Origin of the sequence: Modestobacter sp. L9-4, assembly GCF_019112525.1 — a bacterium.
GTDB lineage: Bacteria > Actinomycetota > Actinomycetes > Mycobacteriales > Geodermatophilaceae > Modestobacter.
Genome location: NZ_CP077800.1, coordinates 2840510 through 2865872 on the forward strand (window position 1 = coordinate 2840510; position 25363 = coordinate 2865872).

The window sequence follows — 25363 nt, forward strand, 5'->3', positions numbered from 1 at the left end:
CACTCGCCGAGACCTCTCCAGCCCGTAGAGTGACGGCATGGGAGGTCGCCGGGACGACGACGCTCCGGCCCGTGGCGCGCTGCCCGCAGTGCCCCCGCGCCCGGCCCCACGCCGCCCGGGTCCGGTGCCGCGCCCGGCCCAGCAGCCCCGCGCCGCCCGCCTGCCCCGGGCCGACCAGCCGTCCGGCAGGGCCCGGAAGGCGTGGCTGGCCGTCGGGCTGGTGCTGGCCGCCGTCGCCACCGCGGCGGTCGTCGTCACCGATAACCCGCTGGTGCTGCGGATCGTGCTGCTCGCCGTCTGCTGGGCCTTCGTCCTCGCCGCCTTCCTGAGCAGCGGCCGCGGCGGTGACGAGGGCGACGCCGCGGCCCGGGAGGCCGAGCTGCGGGCCGCCTACGAGCTCGAGCTCGAGCGCGAGGTCACCGCCCGGCACGCCCACGAGGCCGAGCTGGAGGGCCGCCTGCGCCGGGAGTCCGAGGAGTCGATGCGCGGTGAGCTGCAGCAGCTGCGCTCCCAGCTCAGCGGCCTGGGCCGGCTCCAGGACGACCTCGCCGCGGTCGGCCGGCTCTCGGCACAGCTGACCGACCTGGCCGAGCTGCGAGGGGAGCTCGCCGCCCTGGCCCAGCTGCGCGCCCAGCTCACCGGTGTCGGCGACCTGCGGGCGGAGCTGGGACGACTGCACCCCGAGGGCGTCGAGCAGCTGTCCGGCGAGGTGCTCGTCGAGCGGATGGTGATGCGCGCGCAGTCGGTGCGCGGCCCCGCCCAGAACGGTCCTGCCCCGGCCGTCGAGGGGTTCGCCGGCCGCACGCTCGAGGGCACGCCCGACTGGTCGGCCGAGCCGGAGCCGCGGGCCGGCGGCTGGGACGTCGACTCCCGGGCCACCCGGGTCGACGCCGACCCGGCCGCGGACGACGCCGAGCCCCGTCCGCCCACCGCGCCGCCGCCCGCCGAGCCGACCCGCACCTTCGCCGTGGTCGACGAGGAGCAGGTGTCCCGCCACCGCCCGCCCTCCCCGGTGGAGTGGCTGGTGGGGGAGTCGCTGGTCGGGCCGTGGGTCGAGCCGAGTCCCCGGTCACCGCGCGAGTGGCTGGACGAGCAGTCGCTGGTCGGCACCGGGGACGCGACCGGCGAGCTGCCGGTCACCGAGGACCCCGACGGCTCGGCGGCGACCGGTCGGTCGCCGGCGCCGGACGCCCCGCGGCGGCACCGCCGGGCAGCCGAGCCCGACGACGACCACGTCTCCTGGACCGACCGGCTGCGCGGCACGACCCCGGACGAGCCGGCCGACACCGACGTCCCGTCCCACGCCGCACCGTCGTCCGGGTCGTCGTCCTCCGACCCCGCGTCCGGTGGGTCGTCGTACGGGTCCCCGTCCTACGAGAGCTCTCCGTACGAGAGCCCGTCGTACGTGAGCCCGTCCCAGGAGGGCCCCGAGGACCCGACAGCCCTCGCGAACCCGTCGTTCGGGGGCTTCTCGAACGACTCCCCGTCCTACCCGAGCCCGTCGTACGCGAGCCCGTCGTACGGGAGCACCGCCTACCCGAGCCCCTCCTACGACAGCGCTCCCGCCGAGGACCGGGGGACCGAGTCGTACGGGAACGGGTCCCACGAGCCGCCGTCGTGGCTGGACAGGGACCCCCTGACGATCGGAAGCACGGCCACCCGGGACGGTTCCGCGGCCCCCGACGAGGACGGGCCGGACGACGGCGGTCCCACCCACCAGCCGGCCGGCGCACCGCCGGAGCACGCCGGCCACGCCCGGCTCGAGCAGATCCTGGCCGAGAGCGGCCTCGCCGCCCCCAGCGGCGGCCGGTCGGGGCGGCGCCGCTACCGCGAGGAGGGGCAGGACGACGGGGACGACGTCCTGGCCCGGGTGCTCGGCCGCGACTGACCCGGCACGGCCGGTGACCCAGCACACACCGGTCGGGCGTTGCCGCTGCGCGCGCCCGGTAACACACTCGCCTCAGACGGGTCACGCGCGTGACACACCCGCTCCGGGTGGTCGCAGCACGTGCCCCCGTCGCTCGACGAGCACCAGCTCGACCTGCACCACCCAGCGGTCCACGACGACGTGGGCCGACGCGACCTGAGTCCGGTACCCGCACGGGACTGGAACGAGAGGTGCACCGGGATGACCGTCGGTCCCCGCGCGGCCGCCGCTGCGCCCTCCGCCGTGCCCGCCGCAGGCCTGCCCCCTGCCGGCCGGGCCCCCGCCCGCCTGCGCGTGGGCGTCATCGGCGCCGGCCGGGTGGGCGCCGTGCTGGGCGCCGCCCTCGCCGCCGCCGGTCACGAGGTGGTCGCGGCCGCGGGCCTGTCCGCCGCCTCGCGTGCCCGCGCCGCCCGGCTGCTGCCCGGTGTGCCGCTGGTGCCCGCCGAGGAGGTCGTGGCCGCCGGCGACCTCGTCGTGCTCGCCGTCCCCGACGACACCCTCGCCGGCCTGGTCGCCGGCCTGGCCGGGACCGGGGCCTGGCGCCTCGGCCAGTTGGCCTTCCACACCTCCGGTGCCGCCGGGCTGGCCGTGCTCGCCCCGGCCGAGGACGCCGGTGTGCTGCCCCTGGCCCTGCACCCGGCGATGACCTTCACCGGCGCCCCCGAGGACGTGCACCGGCTGCTCGCCGCCCCGTTCGGGGTGACCAGCCGGCCCGAGCACCGCCCGGTCGCCGAGGCCCTCGTGCTGGAGATGGGCGGCGAGCCCTGGTGGGTCGCCGAGGCCGACCGCGGGCTGTACCACGCGGCGCTGGCCAGCGGCGCCAACCACCTGGTCACCCTGGTCGCCGAGGCCGCCGACCTGCTGCGTACCGCCGGCGTCGAGGAGCCCGCCCGGGTCCTCACCCCGCTGCTCACCGCGGCGCTCGACGGCGCGCTGCGCGGCGGCGACCGCGCGCTCACCGGTCCGGTCAGCCGCGGCGACGTGGGCACGGTCGCCGCGCACCTGCAGACCCTCGGCGAGCGGGCACCGGACGCCGTCGACGCCTACGTCGCGCTGGCCCGGCGCACCACCGAGCGCGCCCTGGCGGCCGGGCGCCTGCGGCCGCACGAGGGCGCCCCGCTGCTGGACCTGCTGCGCGCCGAGGAGGCCGCCCGATGACGATCGCCGTCGCCGAGACCACCGCCGAGCTGCGCCGGCTGCGGGCCGCGCTGCCCGCGCCGGTGGTGCTCGTGCCGACCATGGGCGCGCTGCACGAGGGGCACCGCACCCTCGTGCGCGCCGCCCGCGAGCGCGGCGGCAGCGTCGTCGTCTCGGTCTTCGTCAACCCCACCCAGTTCGCGCCGGGGGAGGACTTCGACCGCTACCCGCGGACCTGGGACGCCGACCTCGCCGCGCTGGCCGCCGAGGGCGCCGACCTGGTCTTCCACCCGCCCGTCGAGGAGGTCTACCCGCCGGGCGCGGTCGGGGTCTCCGTGCACCCCGGCCCGCTGGGCGACGTCCTCGAGGGCGCCGTCCGGCCCGGCCACTTCGCCGGCGTGCTCACCGTGGTCGCGAAGCTGTTCGGCCTGGTGCGCCCCGACGTGGCCGTCTTCGGCGAGAAGGACTACCAGCAGCTGACCCTCATCCGGGCCATGGCCCACGAACTGGCGCTGGGCGTGGACGTCGTCGGCGTCCCCACTGTCCGGGAGGACGACGGCCTGGCGCTGTCCAGCCGCAACCGGTACCTCTCCGCGGAACAGCGGGCGACCGCCGCGGCGTTGTCCGCGGCGCTGCGCGCCGGGGCGGAGGCCGGGTCGCGTGGCGCCGACGCCGTCCTGCCCGCCGCCCGGGCGGTGCTCGCCGGAGCACCCGAGCTGGTGCCGGACTACCTGGAGCTCACCGACCCGGAGCTGGGCCCGCCCCCGGCCGCCGGACCCGCCCGCCTGCTGGTCGCCGCCCGCGCCGGCAGCACCCGACTGATCGACAACACCGCTGTGACCCTGGGGAGCCCCCGATGATGCGCACCATGCTCAAGAGCAAGATCCACCGGGCCACGGTGACCCAGGCCGACCTGCACTACGTCGGCTCGGTGACCGTCGACGAGGACCTGATGGACGCCGCGGACCTGCTGGCCGGCGAGCAGGTGGCCATCGTCGACGTGACCAACGGCGCCCGGCTGGAGACCTACGTGATCCCCGGCGAGCGCGGCAGCGGCGTGCTGGGCATCAACGGTGCCGCCGCGCACCTGGTGCACCCCGGTGACCTGGTCATCCTGATCACCTACGGCCTCATGGACGAGACCGAGGCCAAGTCGTACCTGCCGCGCGTGGTGCACGTCGACGCCGCCAACCGGGTCGTCGAGCTGGGTGCGGACCCCTCGGCCCCGGTGCCGGGTGCTGCCGACCAGCAGCGCAGCCCCCAGGGCGTACCGGTCCGATGACCGGTCTGCCGTCGCGGCTGAGCGCCCCCGAGCCCGGCTGGGAGCTCACCGCCGACGTCTGCGTGGTCGGCTCCGGGGTGGCCGGGCTGTGCGTGGCGCTGCACGCCCGCGCCGCCGGGCTGTCGGTCGCCGTCGTCACCAAGGTCGAGGTGGACGACGGCTCGACCCGCTGGGCGCAGGGCGGGATCGCCGCCGTGCTGTCCGCGACCGACACCCCCGGCGCGCACGCCCGGGACACCGAGGTCGCCGGCGTCGGGCTCTGCGACGCCGACGCCGTGCGCGCGCTGGTCACCGAGGGGCCGGAGCGGCTGCACCAGCTGATCAGCTGGGGCGCGGCCTTCGACCGCGACGGCGCCGGCCACCTGCTGCTCACCCGCGAGGGCGGGCACTCCACCGACCGGATCGTGCACGCCGGCGGCGACGCCACCGGCGCGGAGGTGCAGCGCGCGCTGCACGACGCCGTCGCCGCCGACCCGGGCATCACCCTGGTCGAGCACGCGATGGTGCTCGACCTGCTCACCGACGTCGAGGGCCGCGCCGCGGGGGTCACCCTGCACGTGCTCGGCGAGGGCAGCGCCGACGGCGTCGGGGCCGTGCGCGCCCGCGCGGTCGTGCTGGCCACCGGCGGCATGGGGCAGGTCTACGCCGCCACCACCAACCCCTCGGTCTCCACCGGGGACGGCGTCGCACTGGGTCTGCGGGCCGGCGCGGTCGCCACCGACCTGGAGTTCGTCCAGTTCCACCCCACCGCGCTCTACCTGGGCCCGGACTCCCGCGGCCAGCAGCCGCTGGTGTCCGAGGCGCTGCGCGGCGAGGGGGCCGTGCTGCGCGACGGCGCGGGGGAGCGGTTCATGGTCGGCGCGCACGAGCTGGCCGAGCTGGCCCCGCGCGACGTCGTGGCCAAGGCGATCACCCGGGTGCAGCTGCGCGACGGCGTCGACCACGTGTGGCTCGACGCCCGCGGCATCCCGGGCCTGGCCGAGCGGTTCCCGACCATCGTGGCCCGCTGCCGGGAGGCCGGCGTCGACCCGGTCACCGAGCTCGTGCCGGTCACCCCCGCCGCGCACTACGCCTCGGGCGGGCTGGCCACCGACCTGTCCGGGCGCACCACCGTCCCCGGGCTCTACGCCTGCGGCGAGGTCGCCTGCACCGGCGTCCACGGGGCCAACCGGCTGGCGTCGAACTCGCTGCTCGAGGGGCTGGTGTTCGCCGGCCGGATCGGCGAGGCGCTCGCCCGCGAGCTGCCCGTGCCCGCCGCCCCCGCCCCGGTCGACCCCCGCCCCCAGGGGCTGGTCGACGCCGCGGCCCGCGGTCCGCTCACGGCCACGATGTCCGCGCGGGTCGGCGCGCTGCGCACCGGAGCGGGCCTGGCCGCGGCGGCCGGGGAGCTCACCGCCCTCCAGCAGCGCACCACCGCCGTCCCCGGTGTGCCCGGGTGGGAGGCCACCGACCTGCTCACCGTGGCCACCGCGATCACCGCCGCAGCGGCCGCCCGCGAGGAGACCCGCGGCTGCCACTGGCGCGAGGACCACCCCGACGCCGAGGACGCGTGGCGGGTGCACCTCGACGTCCGGCTGGACGACGACGGGGGAGTCACCCTGGCCCGTCGCCGGGTCGGCCGTCCGGTCGAGGTGCAGTGGTGACCGACGGGGACGGGGGAGCGGTGACCGGCAGGATGGACGGCGTGACCAGCCACCCCACCGACCTGACCGGCACCGGGCTGAGCGCGGCCTGGGTCGACGAGCTGGTCGAGCGCACCCTCACCGAGGACCTCACCGGCGGCCCGCCGCTGCCCAGCGCGCCCGACGTCGCGGTCGGCTACGACGTCACCAGCGCCGCCACCGTGCCCGGCACCCAGTTCGGGACGGCGGACCTGGTCGCCCGGGCCGACGGCGTGGTCGCCGGCCTCCCGGTGGCCGCCCGGGTCTTCGCCCGGCTCGCCCCGGGCGCCACGATCACCGCCTCGGCCGCCGACGGTGACCGGGTGCGGCGCGGCGACGTGCTGCTGACCGTGCGCGGGCCGGTGCGGGCGCTGCTGGCCGCCGAGCGCAGCGCGCTGAACATCGCCAGCCGGGCCAGCGGCATCGCCACGCACACCCGGGCCTGGGCCGACGCGATCGCCGGCACGGGGGCCACCGTCCTGGACACCCGCAAGACCACGCCGGGCCTGCGCCCGCTGGAGAAGTACGCGGTGCGCTGCGGCGGCGGGGCGAACAAGCGGATGGGCCTCTACGACGTCGCGATGGTCAAGGACAACCACGTCACCGCGGCCGGCTCGGTGGCCGCGGCCGTCGCGCTGGTCCGCGAGCGCGCGCCACGGGTCCCGGTGCAGGTCGAGTGCGACACCGTCGCGCAGGTCTCCGAGGCCGTCGAGGCGGGCGCGGACTTCCTGCTGCTGGACAACATGACCCCCGACCAGCTGCGGCAGGCCGTGGCGGTCGTGGGCGACCGCGACGTCGAGCTGGAGGCCACCGGTGGACTGACCCTGGCCGTGGCCCGGGAGTACGCCGAGACCGGCGTCGACTTCCTGTCCGTGGGTGCGCTGACCCACTCCTCGCCGATCCTGGACCTGGCCCTCGACCTGCGGGTGGGCTGAGCGGTGCTGCTCGCCGTCGACGTCGGCAACAGCCAGACGGTGCTGGCCACCTTCGACGGCGAGCGGCGGGTCGACGGCTGGCGGGTCACCACCCGGGCCCGGTCCACCGCCGACGAGCTGCGCTTGCTGTGGCGCGGGCTGCTGGACGGCACCGAGCTGACCGGGGTCGCGGCCTGCTCCACGGTCCCCGCGCTCCTGCCGGCGCTGCGCGAGCTGCTGGGCTCCCTCGCCGTCCCGGTGACCCTGATCGGGCCCGGCGTGCGCACCGGGGTGCCGCTGCACGTCGACAACCCCCGCGAGGTGGGTGCCGACCGGGTGGTCACCGCGCTGGCCGCGCACGAGCTGTTCGGCACCGCCCCCGACGGCAGCCGGCGTCCGGTGGTGGTCGTGGACTTCGGCACGTCCACCAACGTCGACGCCGTCGGCCCGGACGGGCAGTTCCTCGGCGGCGCGCTGGCCCCCGGGGTCGAGGTCAGCCTGGACGCGCTGGCCTCCCGCGCCGCCCAGCTGCGCTCGGTGGAGCTGCGGGTGCCGCCGCACGCGATCGGCAAGAACACCGTCACCGCGCTGCAGTCCGGGCTGGTGCTGGGCTTCGCCGGCCTGGTCGACGGGCTGGTGGGCCGGATCGCCGCCGAGCTGGTCGCCCAGTTCGGCGTCGAGCCGGTGGTCGTCGCCACGGGCGGCCTGCACCCGCTGGTGGCCGACAGCTGCACCTCGATCGGGGTCCGTGAGCCCGATCTCACCGTGCACGGCCTGCGTCTGGCGTTCGCCCGCGATCAGGCCAGCGGTGGCGGGGCGGCGTCCCGGCGCCCGTAGTCTGAGGCCCGTGAGTCAGGAAGCGGTCCCGTCCGACGAGAGCCCCAACCCCAGCGCCCCCGACGACGAGCTGCCCGAGCAGCTGCGGGTCCGCCGGGCCAAGCTGGACCGGATGCGCGAGTCGGGCATCGACCCCTACCCGGTCACCGTTGCCCGCACCACCTCGCTGGCCGAGGTCCGCGCCGGCCACCCCGACCTCGAGCCGGACACCATGACCGGTGAGCAGGTCGGCGTCACCGGCCGGGTCATCTTCTCCCGCAACACCGGCAAGCTCTGCTTCGCGACGCTGCGCGAGGGCGACACCGAGCTGCAGGTCATGCTCTCGGTCGACCGGGTCGGCCCCGAGGCGCTGGCCGCCTGGAAGTCCGACGTCGACCTGGGTGACCACGTGCTGGTGACCGGCGAGGTCGGGACGTCGCGGCGCGGCGAGCTGTCGGTCTTCGCCGACGCCTGGGAGATGACGTCGAAGTCGCTGCGCCCGCTGCCCGTGGCGCACAAGCCGATGAGCGAGGAGCTGCGGGTCCGCCGCCGCTACGTCGACCTCATCGTCCGCGACGAGGCCCGGCGCACCGTGCGCCAGCGCGCCGCGGTGATGACCGCGCTGCGCGCCGGGCTCACCGCGCGGGACTTCCTCGAGGTCGAGACGCCGATGCTGCAGAACGTGCACGGTGGCGCCACCGCGCGTCCTTTCCGGACGCACATGAACGCCTTCGACCTCGACCTCTACCTGCGCATCGCCCCCGAGTTGTTCCTCAAGCGCTGCATCGTCGGTGGACTCGACCGCGTGTTCGAGATCAACCGCAACTTCCGGAACGAGGGTGCGGACTCCTCGCACTCGCCGGAGTTCGCGATGCTGGAGTTCTACGCCGCCTACGGCGATTACTCCGACGGTGCCCGGATCACCCGCGAGCTCATCCAGGAATGCTGTGCGGCGTTGTTCGGTGACCAGGTCGCCCGGCACCACGACGGCACCGAGATCGACCTGTCCGGGGAATGGCCGCAGGTCAAGCTGTACTCGGTCGTCTCGGAAGCGGTCGGGGAGCAGGTCACCCCGCAGACGCCGATCGAGCGGCTGCGCGAGCTCGCCGAGGCGCACGAGATCGGCGTCGACCCCGCCTGGCTGCCCGGCAAGCTCGTCGAGGAGCTGTTCGAGGCGCTGGTCCAGCACACGCTGCAGGCGCCGACGTTCGTCATCGACTACCCGGTCGACACCTCACCGCTCACCCGCGCCCACCGCACCGACCCGGGTGTGGCGGAGAAGTGGGACCTCTACATCGGCGGGATCGAGCGCGGCACCGGCTACTCCGAGCTCGTCGACCCGGTGGTCCAGCGTGAGCGGCTCACCCAGCAGTCGCTGCTCGGCGCGGCCGGCGACGCCGAGGCGATGGCGCTGGACGAGGACTTCCTGGAGGCCCTCGAGTACGGCATGCCGCCGACCGCCGGGGTCGGCATCGGCATCGACCGGTTGATGATGACGCTCACCGGACTCGGCATCCGGGAGACGATCCTGTTCCCATTGGTGCGTCCGCTCCACCAATGACCTGCACTCTCGGGTGAATTCCTGTGATGTGCGCCGAGGAATTGGCACAACACATCCGGAATGTGGTGCACTGGCTCCGCGAACACGGGGGCCAATCGCACCAGTGCACGAACGCACAGCAACGGAAGTGGGCAGACGAATGGCACGCAAGGTCCAGGTGATCCTGAGCGACGACCTCGACGACAGCATCGCTGCTGACGAGACGGTCTCCTTTGCACTCGACGGCACGACGTACGAGATCGACCTGTCGGACAAGAACGCCGCAGAACTGCGCGACGTGTTCGCGAAGTACGTCGACGCCGCACGCAAGGTGAGCGGGCGCGGCAACCGGGCATCGGGTGCCGGCCGCTCCAAGGCGACCGGCGGGGCTGCCGGCACCGGTGGCGGCGGCCGGATGGACCGCGAGCAGGCCGGCGCCATCCGCGACTGGGCCCGCAAGAACGGCCACGAGGTCAGCGACCGCGGCCGCATCCCCGGCAGCGTCGTCGAGGCCTACGAGGCCGCGCACTAGGCCTCGTCCGGAGGCTCGCGGCGTGCGGAGCGCGTCGTGAGGAGGACGAGGTCCTTCCTCTGAGCGGCTGGACGGCGACACACGTTCGACGACCCGGTCCCCTCCCAGGGACCGGGTCGTCGTGCGTCCGGAGGTCCTCGCCGTCCGCTGACGGCGTAATGGTGGCGCGGGAGCGGCGGAACACCCCCAGTGGGACGACAGTTGTCCCCATCGAGCCCCCGACCACACCCGACGGCCTCGTCTGGACGGTGAGTCGGTGGCGCGAACTACAGTGGAACGACCGGTGCCCAGCGCGCCGACGCACGTCGGGTGTCCACCGCACCCGCCAGGGGTCACGAGCACAGCAGGTCCAGCCGGTCAGAGGGGAAACAGCAGATGTTCGAACGGTTCACCGACCGAGCCCGCCGGGTGGTCGTCCTGGCGCAAGAAGAGGCCCGGATGCTCAACCACAACTACATCGGCACCGAGCACATCCTCCTGGGTCTGATCCACGAGGGTGAGGGCGTCGCTGCCAAGGCGCTGGAGTCCCTCGGCATCTCGCTGGAGGGCGTGCGCCAGCAGGTCGAGGAGATCATCGGGCAGGGCCAGCAGGCGCCGTCCGGTCACATCCCCTTCACCCCGCGTGCCAAGAAGGTCCTCGAGCTGTCGCTGCGCGAGGCGCTGCAGCTCGGCCACAACTACATCGGCACCGAGCACATCCTGCTCGGCCTGATCCGCGAGGGCGAGGGCGTCGCCGCCCAGGTCCTGGTGAAGCTGGGCGCCGACCTCAACCGGGTCCGCCAGCAGGTCATCCAGCTGCTGTCCGGCTACCAGGGCAAGGAGCCCGCCGCTGCCGGCGGCCCTGCCGAGGGCACCCCGTCGACCTCGCTGGTCCTCGACCAGTTCGGCCGCAACCTCACCCAGGCCGCCCGCGACGGCAAGCTCGACCCGGTCATCGGCCGGGCCAAGGAGATCGAGCGGGTCATGCAGGTGCTGTCCCGCCGCACCAAGAACAACCCCGTCCTCATCGGCGAGCCCGGTGTCGGCAAGACCGCCGCCGTCGAGGGCCTGGCCCAGGCCATCGTCAAGGGCGAGGTGCCCGAGACGCTGAAGGACAAGCAGCTCTACACCCTCGACCTCGGTGCCCTCGTCGCCGGTTCCCGCTACCGCGGTGACTTCGAGGAGCGGCTCAAGAAGGTCCTCAAGGAGATCCGCACCCGCGGCGACATCATCCTGTTCATCGACGAGATCCACACCCTCGTCGGTGCCGGTGCTGCCGAGGGCGCGATCGACGCGGCGAGCATCCTCAAGCCGATGCTGGCCCGTGGTGAGCTGCAGACCATCGGTGCCACCACGCTCGACGAGTACCGCAAGCACCTGGAGAAGGACGCCGCTCTCGAGCGCCGCTTCCAGCCGATCCAGGTGGAGGAGCCCACGCTCGCCCACACGATCGAGATCCTCAAGGGCCTGCGCGACCGCTACGAGGCGCACCACCGGATCAGCATCACCGACAGCGCGCTCGTGGCTGCCGCGACGCTGGCCGACCGGTACATCTCCGACCGCTTCCTCCCGGACAAGGCGATCGACCTGATCGACGAGGCCGGCGCCCGGATGCGCATCAAGCGGATGACCGCCCCGCCGGACCTCCGCGAGTTCGACGACCGCATCTCCGGCATCCGCCGCGAGAAGGAGTCGGCGATCGACGCCCAGGACTTCGAGAAGGCCGCCTCCCTGCGCGACAAGGAGAAGCAGCTGCTCGGCGAGAAGTCCGAGCGCGAGAAGGCCTGGAAGGCCGGCGACATGGACGTCGTCGCCGAGGTGGACGACGAGCAGATCGCCGAGGTCCTGGCGAACTGGACGGGCATCCCGGTCTTCAAGCTGACCGAGGAGGAGACCTCGCGGCTGCTCCGCATGGAGGACGAGCTCCACAAGCGGATCATCGGCCAGGAAGAGGCCATCAAGAGCGTCTCCCAGGCGATCCGGCGCACGCGGGCGGGCCTCAAGGACCCCCGTCGTCCCGGTGGCTCGTTCATCTTCGCCGGCCCCTCGGGTGTCGGTAAGACCGAGCTGGCCAAGGCGCTCGCGCAGTTCCTCTTCGGCGAGGACGACGCCCTCATCCAGATCGACATGGGCGAGTTCCACGACAAGTTCACCGTGTCGCGGCTCGTGGGTGCCCCTCCCGGCTACGTCGGTTACGACGAGGGTGGCCAGCTGACCGAGAAGGTGCGGCGCAAGCCGTTCTCGGTGGTCCTCTTCGACGAGATCGAGAAGGCGCACGCCGACGTCTTCAACACGCTGCTGCAGGTGCTCGAGGACGGTCGGCTCACCGACGGCCAGGGCCGGATCGTGGACTTCAAGAACACGCTCCTGATCCTGACCACCAACCTCGGCACCCGGGACATCTCCAAGGCCGTCGGCCTGGGCTTCCAGTCCGGGAACGACTCCTCGAGCAACTACGAGCGGATGAAGCTCAAGGTCAACGAGGAGCTCAAGCAGCACTTCCGGCCTGAGTTCCTCAACCGCATCGACGACATCGTCGTGTTCCACCAGCTGACCGAGGACGAGATCGTCCACATCGTCGACCTGATGCTCAACCGGGTCGAGACGCAGCTGGCGAACAAGGACATGTCGCTCGAGGTCACCCCGGCGGCGAAGAAGCTGCTGGCGGCCCGTGGGTTCGACCCGGTGCTGGGTGCCCGTCCGCTGCGTCGGACCATCCAGCGCGAGATCGAGGACGCGCTGAGCGAGAAGATCCTCTACGGCGAGATCGCCTCCGGCGAGATCATCGTGGTGGACGTGGAGGAGAACGCCGACACGGTGCTGTCGAAGTTCACCTTCCGGTCGGAGGCCAAGCCGGTCGACCTCCCCGACACCCCGCCGGTGGCCCTCGCGGCCGCCGACGGCGACGACGACGGCCCGCAGGCCCTCGCCGCCGAGTGATCCCCAGCAGGTCCTGACGAGGCCGCCTCCCGCTCTCCGGAGCGGGGGGCGGCCTTCGTCGTCCCGGGGCCCGGTCGAGCACATCCAGGAGGACGACATGGCCCGAGGTGACCACCCGATGCGGACGCCGGCCTACGGCGGGCTGCTGATCGCGGTCGCGATGATCGGCGCGACCGTGGCGGTGCGGCGGGGGAGCGGCTGGCCCGGCTGGGTGGAGCCGGTGATCGTGGTCGTGGCCGTGGTGGCCTGCCTGACCGGCGCGCTGCTCACCCTGCGGGACCGCACCCCACCCCGTCGGCCGGGGCCCCGCCCGTAGGTCGCCGCGCGGGCGACGTCAGGCGGGCAGGGTGAAGCGGCCGTCCTCGGTCTGGGCGACCAGCCCGTCCACCAGCAGCGAGTCCAGGCAGCGGGAGCGCTGCACGGCGTCGTCCCAGGCCGGCGTCAGCGCCTCGGCCGGCACCGGCTCGGACGCCGCCCGCAGCACGTCCAGCAGCCGGCCGCGCACCTGCCGGTCGGTGCCGGCGAACTTCTGCACCCGGCGCGGGGGGCCGTCGTGGGCCGGGGACCCGGCCAGCCGCCAGGCGCAGCGGTCGCGCACCGGGCAGGCCCCGCACCGCGGGGTGCCGGCGACGCAGACCAGGGCGCCCAGCTCCATGACGGCGACCGAGAAGCGCACCGCGCGGTCGTGGTCCTCCGGGGCCAGCTCCGCGATGTCGGCCAGGTCGGCGGCGCGCGCCGGCGCGGCTTCGGCCTTCCCGTGCACCAGCCGCGCGACGACCCGGCGCACGTTCGTGTCCACCACCGGCTGGCGGCGGTGGTACCCGAAGCAGGAGACGGCCCGCGCCGTGTACGTGCCGATGCCCGGCAGCGCCTCGAGCTCGTCGACCTCGGCGGGCACCAGGCCGCCGTGCCGCTCGGTGATGGCCACGGCCGCCTCACGCAGCCGCAGTGCCCGGCGCGGGTAGCCGAGCTTCCCCCAGGCGCGGATCACCTCGGCCGGGCTCGCCTGCGCCATCGCCGCCGGGGTGGGCCAGCGGGCCAGCCACTCGCGCCAGACGGGCTCCACCCGGGCCACCGGGGTCTGCTGCAGCATGATCTCGCTGACCAGCACCGCCCACGGGTCGGTGCCGGGGGCACGCCACGGCAGGTCCCGCGCAGCGCCGGCGTACCAGTCGACGATCACCTCGCCGACCGGTTCACCCGGGGCGGGGGCGGGCGGTGCGGGGAGGGTGCTCACGAGCGTCCAGTGTGCTCGGCGGGCGTGAGGGACCGGGCAGGGGTGACCGCCGGAGGCGGCACCGGGCGGCCTGGCGGCACCGGGCGGCCTGGCGGCACCGGGCGGCCTGGCGGCACCGGACGGCCTGGCGGCACCGGGCGGCCCGCTGAACCGGGCGGCCCGCTAGTACCGGGCGGCCGGGCAGTACCGGACGGACTGGCGGGCGGCATCGGATGGACTGGCGGCACCGGATGGCCTGGCGGCACCGGGATTGGTCCAGCAGCACCGGGTGGTCCGGGTGGGAGTCGCTTGAGGCGGTGGGCGTCCGCACGCATCGTGACGCCTCGCCGCACCGGTCCACGGGCGTGAGCGACGAGGCGGCGGAGCGACGGTGGTCGTGGCGTGGCGTCCGCAGAGGGCTCCGGGCCGCCGGTTAGCGTCACGGGGTGCTGCACCCGGTCGGGCCACTGCCCGCCGCCGTCTACTGGCGGCGGCGTCTGCTGGTGCTGGGCTGCACCCTGGGCGTCCTGGGTGGGGGCGGCTGGCTCGGCACCGCCGTCGTCACCGGCGGCTCGGAGGCGCCCACGCCGGTCGCCGCACCGGCCGGCGACACGCTGCGGGCCACCCCGGGCCTGGAGCAGGTGGTGCCCTCACTGGCCGCGGTCCAGGTGCCCACCGCGGCGCCGTCCCCGGCACCGTCCAGCGCCCCGGCGACGAGCGCGGCGCCCGCGCCCAGCGAACCGGCGGCGCCGGTCCCCGGCGGCCCGTGCAGCGACGACATGATCGCGGTGGAGGTGCGGCCGAACCCGCCCGTCGCCGCCGTGGGCAGCAAGCCGACGTTCGAGCTGGTGGTCACCAACACCTCGCCGGTGGCCTGCGTGCGGCCCGTGGACGCCCCGCTGCAGGAGGTCATCCTGGTGAACGGGGCCGGCGAGCGCGTGTGGGGCAGCAACGACTGCTTCCCGGAGAGCCGGACGGAGCAGCGCACCCTCCAGCCGGGGGAGATCGTGGTGTTCCCGGTGCTGTGGAGCGGGCTGAGCAGCGCCCCCGGGTGCGCCGGCAGCCGCACCACCCCGCCCGCCGGCAGCTACGTGCTCCGCGGCCGGCTGGACACCGAGGTCAGCCCGGACGCCACCTTCACCCTCAGCTGAGTCCCCCGGCGCGGGCCGTGGTCGGAGGCGCCCCGACCTCGCGCCGTCAGCTGTAGCGGTCGAGGATCGAGGTCTCGGCGAGGCGGGACAGGCCCTCACGGATGCCGCGCGCCCGCGCCTCGCCGACGCCCTCGACGGCGAGCAGGTCCTCGATGGTGGCGGCCAGCAGCTTCTGCAGCCCGCCGAAGTGGGTGACCAGGCGGTCGATGATGCTGGCCGGCAGCCGGGGGACCCGGGCCAGCAGCCGGTAGCCACGCGGGCTGACCGGGGAGTCCAGCGCGTCGGGCGAGGTGGGCAGGCCGTAGCAGCGGGCGACCGCGGACAGGTCCAGCAGCTCGGTGGCGGTCAGCGCGCGGAGGTCGGTGAGCACCTCCTCGCCGGTGCGGTTGCGGCGGCCGCTGGGCAGGTAGTCGCGCACGAGCAGGCCGCGGTCCTCCTCGACACCGGCGAGCATCTCGTCCAGCTGCAGCGCCAGCAGCCGACCGTCGGTGCCCAGCTCGACGACGAAGCCCTCGATCTCGTCGGCGATCCGGCGCACCATCTCCAGCCGCTGGCTGACGCTCATCGCGTCCCGGACCGTCACCAGGTCCTCGATCTCCAGCGCCGAGAGCGTGCTGGCCACCTCGTCGAGCCGGAGCTTGTAGCGCTCGAGTGCGGCGAGGGCCTGGTTGGCGCGGGCGAGGATCGTGGTGGGGTGCTCGAGGGTGTAGCGCCGCCCGGCCACGTAGACGGAGATGATGTGCATCGACTGGCTGACCGAGATCACCGGGAAGTCGGTCTGCAGGGCGACGCGCTCCGCGGTGCGGTGCCGGGTGCCCGACTCCTCGGTGGGGATGGTCGGGTCGGGCATGAGGTGCACGCCGGCGCGCACGATGCGGCTGCCGTCGTAGGAGACGATCACCGCGCCGTCCATCTTGGCGAGCTCACGCAGCCGGGTCGCCGACAGTGCGACGTCCAGGGCGAAGCCGCCGGTGCACAGCGACTCGACCACGCGGTCGTAGCCGAGCACGATCAGCGCGCCGGTACGGCCGGCCAGGATCCGCTCCAGACCGTCCCGGAGGGCGGTGCCGGGGGCGATCCGACCGAGCAGTTCCCGCAGCGCGGCCTCGGGGTCCACAGCGGGGGGCACGAGCGCTCCTGACGGTCGGGCGGTACAGAGGCCGATTCTACGTGTTCGGGGCGGGTCGGCGATCACCGCACGTCCGCACCCGCTGACCAGGGGGTCGGTCGCGGGTGCGGAGGCTCACCAGAGCCGGTGGATCGCGCCGGCCAGGTCGGCCACCTCGATCAGCCGCATGCCCTTGGGCGCGGGGCCGGAGTCCTCGGGGACGAGGGCGGCGGTATAGCCCTGCCGGGCCGCCTCGGCCAGTCGCCGGGCGGTACCGCCGACCCGGCGGATCTCCCCGGACAGGCCGACCTCGCCGATGGCCACCAGGCCGCCGGGCAGCGGACGGTCCTTGGCCGCGGAGGCGATCGCCAGCGCCAGGGCGAGGTCGGCGGCGGGCTCCAGGATGCGCACGCCGCCCACCGAGGCGGCGAAGACGTCGGCGTCGGCGAGCTTGACCCCACCCCGCCGCTCGACCACGGCGTTGACCATCGCCACCCGCTGGGAGTCCAGCCCGCTCACCGCCCGGCGCGGCGACCCACCGCCGCCGGAGGTGGCCACCAGGGCCTGAACCTCGGCCAGCAGCGGGCGGCTGCCCTCCATGGTCACTGTGACGCAGCTGCCGGGCACCGGCGCCGACCGGCGGGACACGAACAGGTGGGACGGGTCGGGCACGCCGACCACGCCGCCGTCGCCGATCTCGAAGCAGCCGATCTCGTCGGCCGGGCCGAACCGGTTCTTGGTGGCCCGCACCAGCCGCAGCGTCGAGTGCCGCTCGCCGTCGAAGGAGATGACCACGTCGACCAGGTGCTCCAGCGCCCGCGGGCCGGCGATCGCGCCGTCCTTGGTGACGTGGCCGACGAGGATGGTGGTCATGTTGCGGGCCCTGGCGACCCCGCTGAGCGCGCTGGCCACCGCGCGCACCTGCGTGGCGCCGCCGTCGGTGCCGTCGACGGCGGGGGAGCGCACGGTCTGCACGGAGTCGAGCACCAGCAGGGTCGGGTTGACGTCCTCGACGTGGGCGAGGACGGCGGACAGCTCGGTCTCCGCGGCCAGGTACAGCTCGTCGTGCAGCGCGCCGATGCGCTCGGCACGCAGCCTGACCTGTGCGGCCGACTCCTCACCGGAGACGACCAGCGTGGGCCCGTTGGCCGCGGCGACCCGGTGGGCGACCTCGAGCAGCAGGGTGGACTTGCCGACGCCGGGCTCACCGGCGACCAGGAGCACGGCGCCGGGCACCAGGCCGCCGCCCAGCACGCGGTCGAACTCGGGGATGCCGGTGGGCACCGCCTGGGCGCCCTCCAGCTCGACCTGGCCGATCGGCCGGGCCCGGGAGGTCACCGGGCCGGCCGCCACGGAGCGCAGCGGGGAGGACCCGACCGCGCCCACCTCCTGGACGCTGCCCCAGGCCTGGCACTCGGGGCAGCGTCCGACCCACTTGGCCGAGGTGTAGCCGCACTCGCTGCAGCGGTGGGCGGGGCGGGACTTCACACCGGAGGGGGGCACGCCGTCAGGGTGGCGTGGGGGTACGACAGTTCCGTGCGACGGGACGCCGGGTCGGGCGAGGTGCTGGTCACCCCGGACCTCACGGGGCGCTGCTGCCGCCCTGCTGGTCCGTCTCCACCTCCGGGTGGAAGTCGAAGGCCTCGCCGCGGGGGAGGTCGCGGGTCGCGGTGCCCACCGGCACGGGCACGGTGACGTCGCCGGAGTTGGTGAAGCTGAACGTCACGTCGACGTACTGGCCCACGCTCACGTCGTCGGCCAGCCCGACGAGGGTGACCGCGGGCCCCTGGCCGTTGCCGAGGAAGAGCGTGCCGTCGGCCGGGACGGGCAGCGAGACCGCTGCGGAGGGGGCGGCGCCGGCCGCTGCGGCGGTGGGGTCGACGACCTCGACACCGGTGAAGTCCGGGCCGGTGATCCCGACGAGGGTGTCGGGGACGTCGGCGGTGCTGACCACGGCGCCCAGCAGACGGGCGTCGCTGCCGCTGGGGTAGACGCCGCCGGTCGGGTAGGGCAGCTCGAGGGCGCGCAGGTTCAGCGGGCCGACGTCCATCTGGCCGCCGAAGTTCTGCTCCTGGGTGCTCGTCTGGGTCACCTGCCCGGCGCTGCAGGCCGACAGCGCCACGGGGGCGAGCAGCAGGGCACCGATGGCAGCAGCGCGCGGTGCGCGGTTCACAGCGTCGACCTCCAGAGGACGTACCGGTCGCTCCGGGCGGGAGCGGCACGAGTCGCGCAGATCGTAACGGGCACCCGAGGATGTCCGCTGGAGGTGAGGGACGTGACCGCACGGACCGAGGACCGCATGCCCGGTGACGGGGACCCTGCGCTGGGCGAGTTCCCAGCTCAGGCGCCCACCACCCGGCGGTGGCTGTTCGCCGACCAGCTGGGCCCGCACTTCCTCGACGCGCCGGACCAGCCGGTCCTGCTGATCGAGTCCAAGGGCGTCTTCCGGCGGCGGCGGTTCCACCGGCAGAAGGCCCACGTGCTGCTGTCGGCGCTGCGGCACCGGGCCGCCGAGCTCGGCGACCAGGCCGTGTTCCTGCAGACGGACACCTACGCCGAGGCCCTCGACGAGGTGCACGAGCCGCTGTCGGTCTGCGCGCCCACCACCTGGCCGGCCCGTGACTTCGTCCTCCGCCGTCCCGAGGTGATCGTGCTGGAGGCCCGCGGGTTCGTCACCCGGCAGGCCGACTTCCGCCGCTGGGCCGGCGGCCGGGGGCGGCAGCGGCTGCTGATGGACGACTTCTACCGGGTCGCCCGCCGCGTGCACGACGTCTTGATGGACGGCGCGGAGCCCGCCGGGGGCACCTGGAACCTCGACCACGACAACCGGCAGCCCCCGCCGGCCGACGGCCGGGTCGACGTCCCACCGCCCTGGATGCCGGTGGAGGACGAGATCGACGCGCAGGTGCGGGCCGACCTCGACGCCTGGGAGGCCGCCGGCGACGTCTCCTTCGTGGGGTCCGACGGCCCCCGGCTGTTCCCGGTCACGCACGCCGAGACCCAGGAGCGGCTCGAGGACTTCCTCACCCACCGGCTGCGCGCCTTCGGGCCGCACGAGGACGCGATGCTCAGCCAGGACCCCTGGCTGGCCCACTCGATGATGTCGGTGTCGCTGAACCTCGGGCTGGTCGACCCCGCCGACGTCGTGCACCGCGCCGACGCCGCCTGGCGGGAGTCCGTCGCCGCCGGCGACCCGCTGCCGCTGAACTCCGTCGAGGGGTTCGTCCGCCAGGTGATGGGCTGGCGGGACTGGATCTGGCACCTGTACTGGCAGCTGGGCCGCGAGTACCGGCACGGCAACGCCCTCGACGCCCACGAGGAGGTGCCCGGCTGGATGGGCGAGCTGGAGGCCGAGGCCGTGGACGCCAACTGCCTGTCCTCGGTGCTCTCCGACGTCCGCGAGCGCGGCTGGGTGCACCACATCCCGCGGCTGATGGTGCTGGGCAACTACGCGCTGCAGCGCGGCATCGAGCCGCTGGCCATCACCGACTGGTTCCACCGGATGTTCCTCGACGGCTACGACTGGGTGATGGTCGCCAACGTCGTGGGGATGAGCCAGCACGCCGACGGCGGGGTGCTGGCCACCAAGCCCTACGCCGCGGGCGGGGCCTACATCGACCGGATGAGCGACTACTGCGGCGGCTGCCGGTACGACCCGAAGAAGCGGGTGGGGGAGGACGCCTGCCCGTTCACCGCCGGCTACTGGGCGTTCCTGGAGCGCAACCGCGAACGGCTCGCCGGCAACTCCCGGATGCGCCAGCCGCTCACCGGCCTGACCCGGCTCAAGGACCTCGACCTCGTCGTCGACCAGGAGCGCCGGCGCGGCACCGACGCCCCCTAGGTCAGGGCCGAACCGCTCGACAGCAGCAGGAGGACGTCGAGCACGGTGAGCAGCAGGACCGCCGGGAAGGCCAGCCGGCGGGCGCGCGGGCTGCCGGCCAGGGCCGCGACGACCACCGCCGGGACGGCGACCGCGCAGGCCAGCCAGCCGCGGACGCCGGGGCCGCCGGCCGGCCCGGTCACCAGCAGCAGCGCGGAGGCACCGAGCAGCAGGGCACCGGCGACGGCCGAGGGCACCGGGCCGACGCGGTGCGGGAGCCCGCGCACCCCGGTGGCGAGGTCGTCGGCGACGTCGGGCGCCACGTTGGCCACGTGTGCCGCCCCGCCGAGGGCGGCACCGGCGGCCACCAGCCACCACGGTGCGCCGGGGCTCCCCGGTGCGGCCGCCACGACGCCGGCGGGCAGCGCGCCGAAGCCGGTCAGGTAGGGCAGCGGGGACAGGGCGGTGCGCTTGAGCCCGGCGTCGTAGACCAGACCGCTGGCCACCAGCACGAGCAGCAGCAGCCCCGGGACGACGCCCAGCGCGAGCGAGGCGACCGCCGACACGAGGGCGGCCAGGACGGCGCCGGCGCGCAGCTGGGAGGGCGAGACGGTGCCCTGCACAACGGGTTTGTCGGCGCGTCCGACGGCACGGTCCCGGTCGGCGTCCAGCCAGTCGTTGCACCACCCGATGGCGGCCTGACCAGCGAGGACGGCTGCTCCCACCAGCACCGTGCGCCCCACCGGGACACCGGCGGCGAGGGCCAGCAGCACCGCGACGGTGGTGACGGCCAGCGTGGGCTCGAGGTGGGTCGCGCGGGCGAGTGCGAGAGCCCGCCGGGGTGCTCCCGGAGGTCCCGTCGTGCCGTTCGTCTGCACACCGACCACGTCCTGTCAACCCCCCGACCGGCCACGATCACGCCGCTGACCAGCACTTTTGTCGGACTCTGCCGAGCCGGACGGCATTCTGCCGTGGTAACCTGGGGTGAGCGAAAGGGGTCACACACACATGGGCTTCACCGTTGGCGAGACCGTTGTCTACCCGCACCACGGCGCGGCGCTCATCGAGGCGATCGAGCAGCGCACCATCAAGGGCGTCGAGAAGTCCTACCTCGTGCTGAAGGTCGCCCAGGGCGACCTCACGGTGCGGGTCCCCGCCGACAACGCCGAGATCGTGGGCGTCCGCGACGTCGTCGGCCAGGACGGGCTGAACAAGGTCTTCGAGGTCCTGCGTGCCCCGCACACCGAGGAGCCGACCAACTGGTCGCGTCGGTACAAGGCCAACCTCGAGAAGCTGGCCTCCGGCGACGTGAACAAGGTCGCCGAGGTCGTGCGTGACCTGTGGCGTCGCGACAAGGACCGCGGCCTGTCCGCCGGGGAGAAGCGCATGCTCTCCAAGGCGCGCCAGATCCTGGTCAGCGAGCTCGCGCTCGCCGAGGGCACGAACGAGGACAAGGCCGAGGTCCTGCTCGACGAGGTCCTGGCTTCCTGAGCACCGAGCACCAGGGCGCTGGTCTTCCCGCCAGCGCTCCCCAGACCACTCCCGTGCACGCTGTCGGCATCGTCGCAGCGGCCGGGAGTGGTCTGCGTCTGGGGGCGGAACTGCCGAAGGCCCTCGTGCTGCTCGACGGCCGGCCGCTCGTCGTCTGGGCGGTGGAGTCCCTGCGCGCCGGCGGGGTGGCCGAGGTCGTCGTCGCCGTCCCGGCACCGCAGCGGGCCGCGTTCGTCGCGGTCCTGCCCGACGACGTCCACGTCGTGGTCGGCGGTGACACCCGGACCGCCTCCGTGCGTGCGGCCCTGGCGGCCGCCCGTGAGCAGGCCGACGTCGTCCTGGTCCACGACGCGGCCCGGCCGCTCACCCCGCCCGCCGTCGTCGCCCGGGTGCTCGCCGCCCTGGCCGCCGGCGCCCGCGCGGTCGTCCCGGTGCTGCCCGTCGTCGACACAACCGTCGTGGTCGACGCCGACGGGGTCGTGACCGCCGACGTGCCGCGGGCACCGCTGCGCCGGGTGCAGACCCCGCAGGGCTTCGACCGGGCCACCCTGGTCGAGGCGTACGGGCGCGCCCACGGCGCCGCCGCCGAGTTCACGGACGACGCCTCCGTCGTCCGGGCCGCCGGCATCCCCGTGCACACCGTCGCCGGCGACGAGCGCGCCGCGAAGATCACCGTGGCCCACGACCTCGCGCTCGCCGGGCTCCAGGTCGCGCAGGAGGTCGTGTGACCGCGCCGCTGCCCCGGGTCGGGCTGGGCACCGACGTGCACCCGATCGAGCCCGGCCGTGCCTGCTGGCTGGCCGGCCTCGAGTGGCCCGGGGTCGACGGCTGCGCCGGGCACTCCGACGGCGACGTCGTCGCCCACGCGCTCACCGACGCGGTGCTGTCCGCTGCCGGGCTGGGCGACATCGGCGGGCTGCTGGGCACCGACGACCCGCGCTGGGCCGGCGCCCGCGGGGTCGCCGTCCTCGAGCACGTCCGCGAGGTGCTCACCGCCGCCGGCTGGCAGGTCGGCAACGCCGTCGTCCAGCTGGTGGGCAACAGCCCGAAGCTCAGCCCGCGGCGGGCCGAGGCCGAGGCGGTGCTGTCCGCGGCGCTCGGCGCCCCGGTCTCGGTCACCGCCACCACCACCGACGGCCTCGGTCTCACCGGCCGCGGCGAGGGGCGGGCGGCACTGGCCACCGCGCTCGTGGTCGGGACACCCACCGACACGCCCGTAGGATCGAGCCGGTGAGCCTCCGCCTGTACGACACGGCCGCGCGTGCCGTGCGTGACTTCACGCCCCTGCGTGCAGGACAGGTCTCCATGTACGTCTGCGGCCTGACCGTGCAGGGGCCGCCGCACATCGGGCACGTGCGCTTCGCGATCGCCTTCGACGTGCTGCGCCGCTGGCTGACCTCCACCGGGTACGAGGTCACCTATGTCCGCAACGTCACCGACGTCGACGACAAGATCCTCGCCAAGTCCGCCGCTGCCGGTGAGCCGTGGTGGGCCTGGGCGTACGAGAACGAGCGGGCCGCCACCCGCGCCTACGACGTGCTGGGCACCCTGCCGCCCACCTACGAGCCGCGGGCGACCGGGCACGTGCCGGAGATGGTCGAGCTGATCGCGACGCTCATCGACCGCGGGCACGCCTACGCCGTCGACGGCGACGTGTACTTCGACGTCCGCTCGTTCCCGGCGTACGGCGAGCTGTCCGGGCAGAAGATCGGCGAGCTGCAGCCGGCCGCCGACACCGAGACCGACGAGCGCAAGCACGACCCGCGCGACTTCGCGCTGTGGAAGGGCGTCAAGGACGGCGAGCCCACCACCGCCTCCTGGGCCACCCCCTGGGGCCGCGGCCGCCCGGGCTGGCACCTCGAGTGCTCGGCGATGGCCGAGAAGTACCTCGGCCCGGAGTTCGACCTGCACGGCGGCGGGCTGGACCTGCGCTTCCCGCACCACGAGAACGAGCGCGCCCAGTCCCAGGCCGCCGGGCACGGGTTCGCCCGCTACTGGCTGCACAACGCCTGGGTGACCATGGGCGGGGAGAAGATGAGCAAGTCGCTGGGCAACACCCTGCTGGTCGACGAGGTCGTCCAGCGGGTGCGTCCGGTCGAGCTGCGCTACTACCTCGTCGCCCCGCACTACCGCTCCATGATCGAGTTCAGCGAGCCCGCGCTCGCCGAGGCCGCCACCGCCTACCAGCGGCTGGAGTCCTTCGTGCGACGGGCGGCCGAGGTCGTCGGCGAGGACGCCGGGGAGCTCACGCTCCCGGCCGCCTTCACCGCCGCGCTGGACGACGACCTGAGCACGCCGGCCGCCGTCGCGGTCGTGCACGAGGTCGTCACCCGGGGCAACACCGCCCTGGCCGCCGACGACAGCGAGGGGCTGGCCGCAGCGCTGGGCTCCGTCCGGGCCATGCTCGGCGTCCTCGGGCTCGACCCGCTCCACCCGCAGTGGGCCGACGCCGGTGGCGACCGCCGCCTGGCGCAGGCCACCGACGGCCTGGTCCAGCTCGCGCTGGACCAGCGTGCTGCGGCGCGCGCCCGCAAGGACTACGCGGCCGCCGATGCCATCCGTGACCAGCTCGGCGCCCTGGGCGTGCAGGTCGAGGACACACCCCAGGGCACACGATGGGAGCTCTCCTGATGGCCGGCAACAGCCAACGACGCGGCCGCTCGGAAGGTGCGGGCAAGAAGACCGCCACCGCCGGGACCGGCGGCAAGAACCGGCGCTCTCTGGCCGGCAGGGGTGCGACCCCCAAGGCCACCGACCGACCGCACCACCCGGCGTACCGGGCGGCCAAGGCCGCCGCGGCACGCCAGGACAACCGGCAGCGGGTGCAGCGGCGCAACGCCGAGGCCCCCGAGCTGCTGCTGGGCCGCAACCCCGTCCTGGAGGCGCTGCGCGCCAAGATCCCGGCGACCGCGCTCTACGTGGTCACCGGCGACACCAGCCGCGGTGGCACCGACGAGCGGATCGCGGAGTCCGTGCAGCTGGCCGCCGACCGTGGGCTGCCGCTGCTCGAGGTCGGCAAGGCCGAGTTCGACCGGATGAGCGACCACGCGCTGCACCAGGGCATCGGCCTGATGGTGCCGCCGTACGACTACGCGCACCCCGACGACCTGCTCGACATCGCCCGCGACTCCGGCCGCCCGCCGCTGCTCGTGGCCCTGGACGGCGTGACCGACCCCCGCAACCTGGGGGCGATCATCCGGTCGGCCGCGGCCTTCGACGCGCACGGCCTCGTCGTCCCGGAGCGCCGCGCGGTGGGCATGACCGGCTCGGCCTGGCGCACCAGCGCCGGTGCCGCGGCCCGGCTGCGGGTCGCCCGGGCGGTCAACCTCGCCCGCGCGCTCGGCTCCTACCAGGACGCCGGCCTGCAGACCGTCGGCCTGGCCGCCGACGGCGAGATGGGCATCCACGAGTACGACGGCTTCGCCGACCCGATCGCGCTGGTCGTCGGCGCCGAGGGCGCCGGGCTGTCGCGGCTGGTCCGCGAGCGCTGTGACGTGGTGCTGTCCATCCCGATCACCAAGGACACCGAGTCGCTGAACGTCAGCGTCGCGGCCGGCATCGCCCTGTTCGCCGCGGCCTCCGCCCGCCGCTCGCTGTAGCCCGCGTCCCCGGCCGCCCCGCTGGGCGGCCGGGTGGTGCGTGGGATCTGCGGTCTCGTGGCCTCGCGCGCCGGGAGGCCACGAGAGCGCAGATCTCGCACGGCCGTCGGGTGCGACACGGGGGCCGAGCCCGGCGAGGCGTGCGCCCCCGGAGCGGAGCCCGGTGAGCGCGCCCCCCGGGGCGGAGCCCGTCGGGGGGTACGACCCGGGGAGCCCGGTGAGGCGCGACCCCCGGGGTCGAGCCCTTTGC

The 25363-nt window shown here is 74.8% G+C and carries 23 protein-coding genes; 18 read left to right on the forward strand and 5 right to left on the reverse strand.

The features are described 5' to 3' along the window. Window positions 1-37 precede the first annotated feature (37 nt). From KUM42_RS13345 to KUM42_RS13395, 11 genes are all read left to right on the forward strand, one after another. Window positions 38-1888: a DUF6779 domain-containing protein gene (locus KUM42_RS13345; protein ID WP_237493020.1), complete on the forward strand. Its 1851-nt coding sequence runs from the start codon at window positions 38-40 to the stop codon at window positions 1886-1888. A gap of 240 nt (window positions 1889-2128) precedes the next feature. Further along, complete coding sequence (locus KUM42_RS13350) at window positions 2129-3085, forward strand: Rossmann-like and DUF2520 domain-containing protein (RefSeq protein WP_237493021.1); 957 nt, start codon at window positions 2129-2131, stop codon at window positions 3083-3085. Beyond that, complete coding sequence (gene panC / locus KUM42_RS13355) at window positions 3082-3924, forward strand: pantoate--beta-alanine ligase (RefSeq protein WP_237493022.1); 843 nt, start codon at window positions 3082-3084, stop codon at window positions 3922-3924. Before KUM42_RS13350 ends, panC begins: the two co-directional genes overlap by 4 nt. After that, entirely contained in the window at window positions 3921-4346 is a 426-nt protein-coding gene (panD, locus tag KUM42_RS13360; RefSeq protein WP_237493023.1) for an aspartate 1-decarboxylase, read from the forward strand. The genes panC and panD overlap by 4 nt, the downstream gene beginning before the upstream one ends. Then, entirely contained in the window at window positions 4343-5989 is a 1647-nt protein-coding gene (locus KUM42_RS13365; protein WP_237493024.1) for an L-aspartate oxidase, read from the forward strand. The genes panD and KUM42_RS13365 overlap by 4 nt, the downstream gene beginning before the upstream one ends. Then, complete coding sequence (gene nadC, locus KUM42_RS13370) at window positions 5986-6942, forward strand: carboxylating nicotinate-nucleotide diphosphorylase (protein ID WP_237493025.1); 957 nt, start codon at window positions 5986-5988, stop codon at window positions 6940-6942. The genes KUM42_RS13365 and nadC overlap by 4 nt, the downstream gene beginning before the upstream one ends. Window positions 6943-6945: 3 nt before the next feature. Beyond that, window positions 6946-7758, forward strand: a complete 813-nt coding sequence (locus KUM42_RS13375; protein ID WP_237493026.1) for a type III pantothenate kinase — start codon at window positions 6946-6948, stop codon at window positions 7756-7758. A gap of 10 nt (window positions 7759-7768) precedes the next feature. After that, entirely contained in the window at window positions 7769-9298 is a 1530-nt protein-coding gene (gene lysS, locus KUM42_RS13380) for a lysine--tRNA ligase (RefSeq protein WP_237493027.1), read from the forward strand. A gap of 139 nt (window positions 9299-9437) precedes the next feature. Continuing rightward, window positions 9438-9809 carry an Lsr2 family protein gene (locus KUM42_RS13385; RefSeq protein WP_237493028.1) on the forward strand — a complete coding sequence of 124 codons (372 nt, stop codon included), beginning with the start codon at window positions 9438-9440 and terminating at the stop codon, window positions 9807-9809. 375 nt (window positions 9810-10184) lie between these two features. Beyond that, window positions 10185-12728, forward strand: coding sequence for an ATP-dependent Clp protease ATP-binding subunit (locus KUM42_RS13390; protein WP_237493029.1), 2544 nt, complete (start codon window positions 10185-10187; stop codon window positions 12726-12728). A gap of 97 nt (window positions 12729-12825) precedes the next feature. Further along, window positions 12826-13044, forward strand: coding sequence for a hypothetical protein (locus KUM42_RS13395; protein WP_237493030.1), 219 nt, complete (start codon window positions 12826-12828; stop codon window positions 13042-13044). Window positions 13045-13062: 18 nt separating this feature from the next. On the opposite strand, the gene KUM42_RS13400 is transcribed toward KUM42_RS13395, so the two are convergent. Further along, window positions 13063-13965 (reverse strand): A/G-specific adenine glycosylase, encoded by a 903-nt coding sequence (locus KUM42_RS13400; RefSeq protein ID WP_237493031.1) that lies wholly within the window; start codon window positions 13963-13965, stop codon window positions 13063-13065. A gap of 425 nt (window positions 13966-14390) precedes the next feature. Here KUM42_RS13400 and KUM42_RS13405 point away from each other — a divergent pair, with 425 nt between their 5' ends. Then, window positions 14391-15095 (forward strand): MucR family transcriptional regulator, encoded by a 705-nt coding sequence (locus KUM42_RS13405; RefSeq protein ID WP_237493032.1) that lies wholly within the window; start codon window positions 14391-14393, stop codon window positions 15093-15095. A gap of 46 nt (window positions 15096-15141) precedes the next feature. On the opposite strand, the gene disA is transcribed toward KUM42_RS13405, so the two are convergent. The 3 genes from disA to KUM42_RS13420 all read right to left on the reverse strand — a co-directional run bounded on the left by disA (window position 15142) and on the right by KUM42_RS13420 (window position 18376). After that, the gene (disA, locus tag KUM42_RS13410) at window positions 15142-16224 is read right to left on the reverse strand and encodes a DNA integrity scanning diadenylate cyclase DisA (protein WP_237493033.1); all 1083 of its coding nucleotides are present in this window, start codon (window positions 16222-16224) and stop codon (window positions 15142-15144) included. A gap of 114 nt (window positions 16225-16338) precedes the next feature. Next, complete coding sequence (gene radA / locus KUM42_RS13415; protein ID WP_237493034.1) at window positions 16339-17706, reverse strand: DNA repair protein RadA; 1368 nt, start codon at window positions 17704-17706, stop codon at window positions 16339-16341. Between the two features lie 79 nt (window positions 17707-17785). Further along, on the reverse strand, window positions 17786-18376 hold the full coding sequence (locus tag KUM42_RS13420; RefSeq protein WP_237493035.1) for a copper chaperone PCu(A)C: 591 nt from the start codon (window positions 18374-18376) through the stop codon (window positions 17786-17788). 102 nt (window positions 18377-18478) lie between these two features. Here KUM42_RS13420 and KUM42_RS13425 point away from each other — a divergent pair, with 102 nt between their 5' ends. Next, window positions 18479-20044 carry a cryptochrome/photolyase family protein gene (locus tag KUM42_RS13425; protein ID WP_237493036.1) on the forward strand — a complete coding sequence of 522 codons (1566 nt, stop codon included), beginning with the start codon at window positions 18479-18481 and terminating at the stop codon, window positions 20042-20044. Here the strand turns inward: KUM42_RS13425 and KUM42_RS13430 are convergent. Continuing rightward, window positions 20041-20901, reverse strand: a complete 861-nt coding sequence (locus KUM42_RS13430; protein WP_237493037.1) for a UbiA family prenyltransferase — start codon at window positions 20899-20901, stop codon at window positions 20041-20043. The genes KUM42_RS13425 and KUM42_RS13430 overlap by 4 nt on opposite strands. Before the next feature lie 130 nt (window positions 20902-21031). Here KUM42_RS13430 and KUM42_RS13435 point away from each other — a divergent pair, with 130 nt between their 5' ends. The 5 genes from KUM42_RS13435 to rlmB are packed head-to-tail and all read left to right on the forward strand — an operon-like array spanning window position 21032 to window position 25113. Then, window positions 21032-21514 carry a CarD family transcriptional regulator gene (locus tag KUM42_RS13435; protein ID WP_166753741.1) on the forward strand — a complete coding sequence of 161 codons (483 nt, stop codon included), beginning with the start codon at window positions 21032-21034 and terminating at the stop codon, window positions 21512-21514. Between the two features lie 53 nt (window positions 21515-21567). Beyond that, window positions 21568-22242, forward strand: a complete 675-nt coding sequence (gene ispD / locus KUM42_RS13440; RefSeq protein WP_237493038.1) for a 2-C-methyl-D-erythritol 4-phosphate cytidylyltransferase — start codon at window positions 21568-21570, stop codon at window positions 22240-22242. Further along, window positions 22239-22748 (forward strand): 2-C-methyl-D-erythritol 2,4-cyclodiphosphate synthase, encoded by a 510-nt coding sequence (gene ispF / locus KUM42_RS13445; RefSeq protein ID WP_237493039.1) that lies wholly within the window; start codon window positions 22239-22241, stop codon window positions 22746-22748. Before ispD ends, ispF begins: the two co-directional genes overlap by 4 nt. Beyond that, the gene (gene cysS / locus KUM42_RS13450; protein ID WP_237493040.1) at window positions 22745-24145 is read left to right on the forward strand and encodes a cysteine--tRNA ligase; all 1401 of its coding nucleotides are present in this window, start codon (window positions 22745-22747) and stop codon (window positions 24143-24145) included. The genes ispF and cysS overlap by 4 nt, the downstream gene beginning before the upstream one ends. After that, window positions 24145-25113: a 23S rRNA (guanosine(2251)-2'-O)-methyltransferase RlmB gene (gene rlmB / locus KUM42_RS13455; protein ID WP_370629362.1), complete on the forward strand. Its 969-nt coding sequence runs from the start codon at window positions 24145-24147 to the stop codon at window positions 25111-25113. Before cysS ends, rlmB begins: the two co-directional genes overlap by 1 nt. Window positions 25114-25363 lie beyond the last annotated feature (250 nt).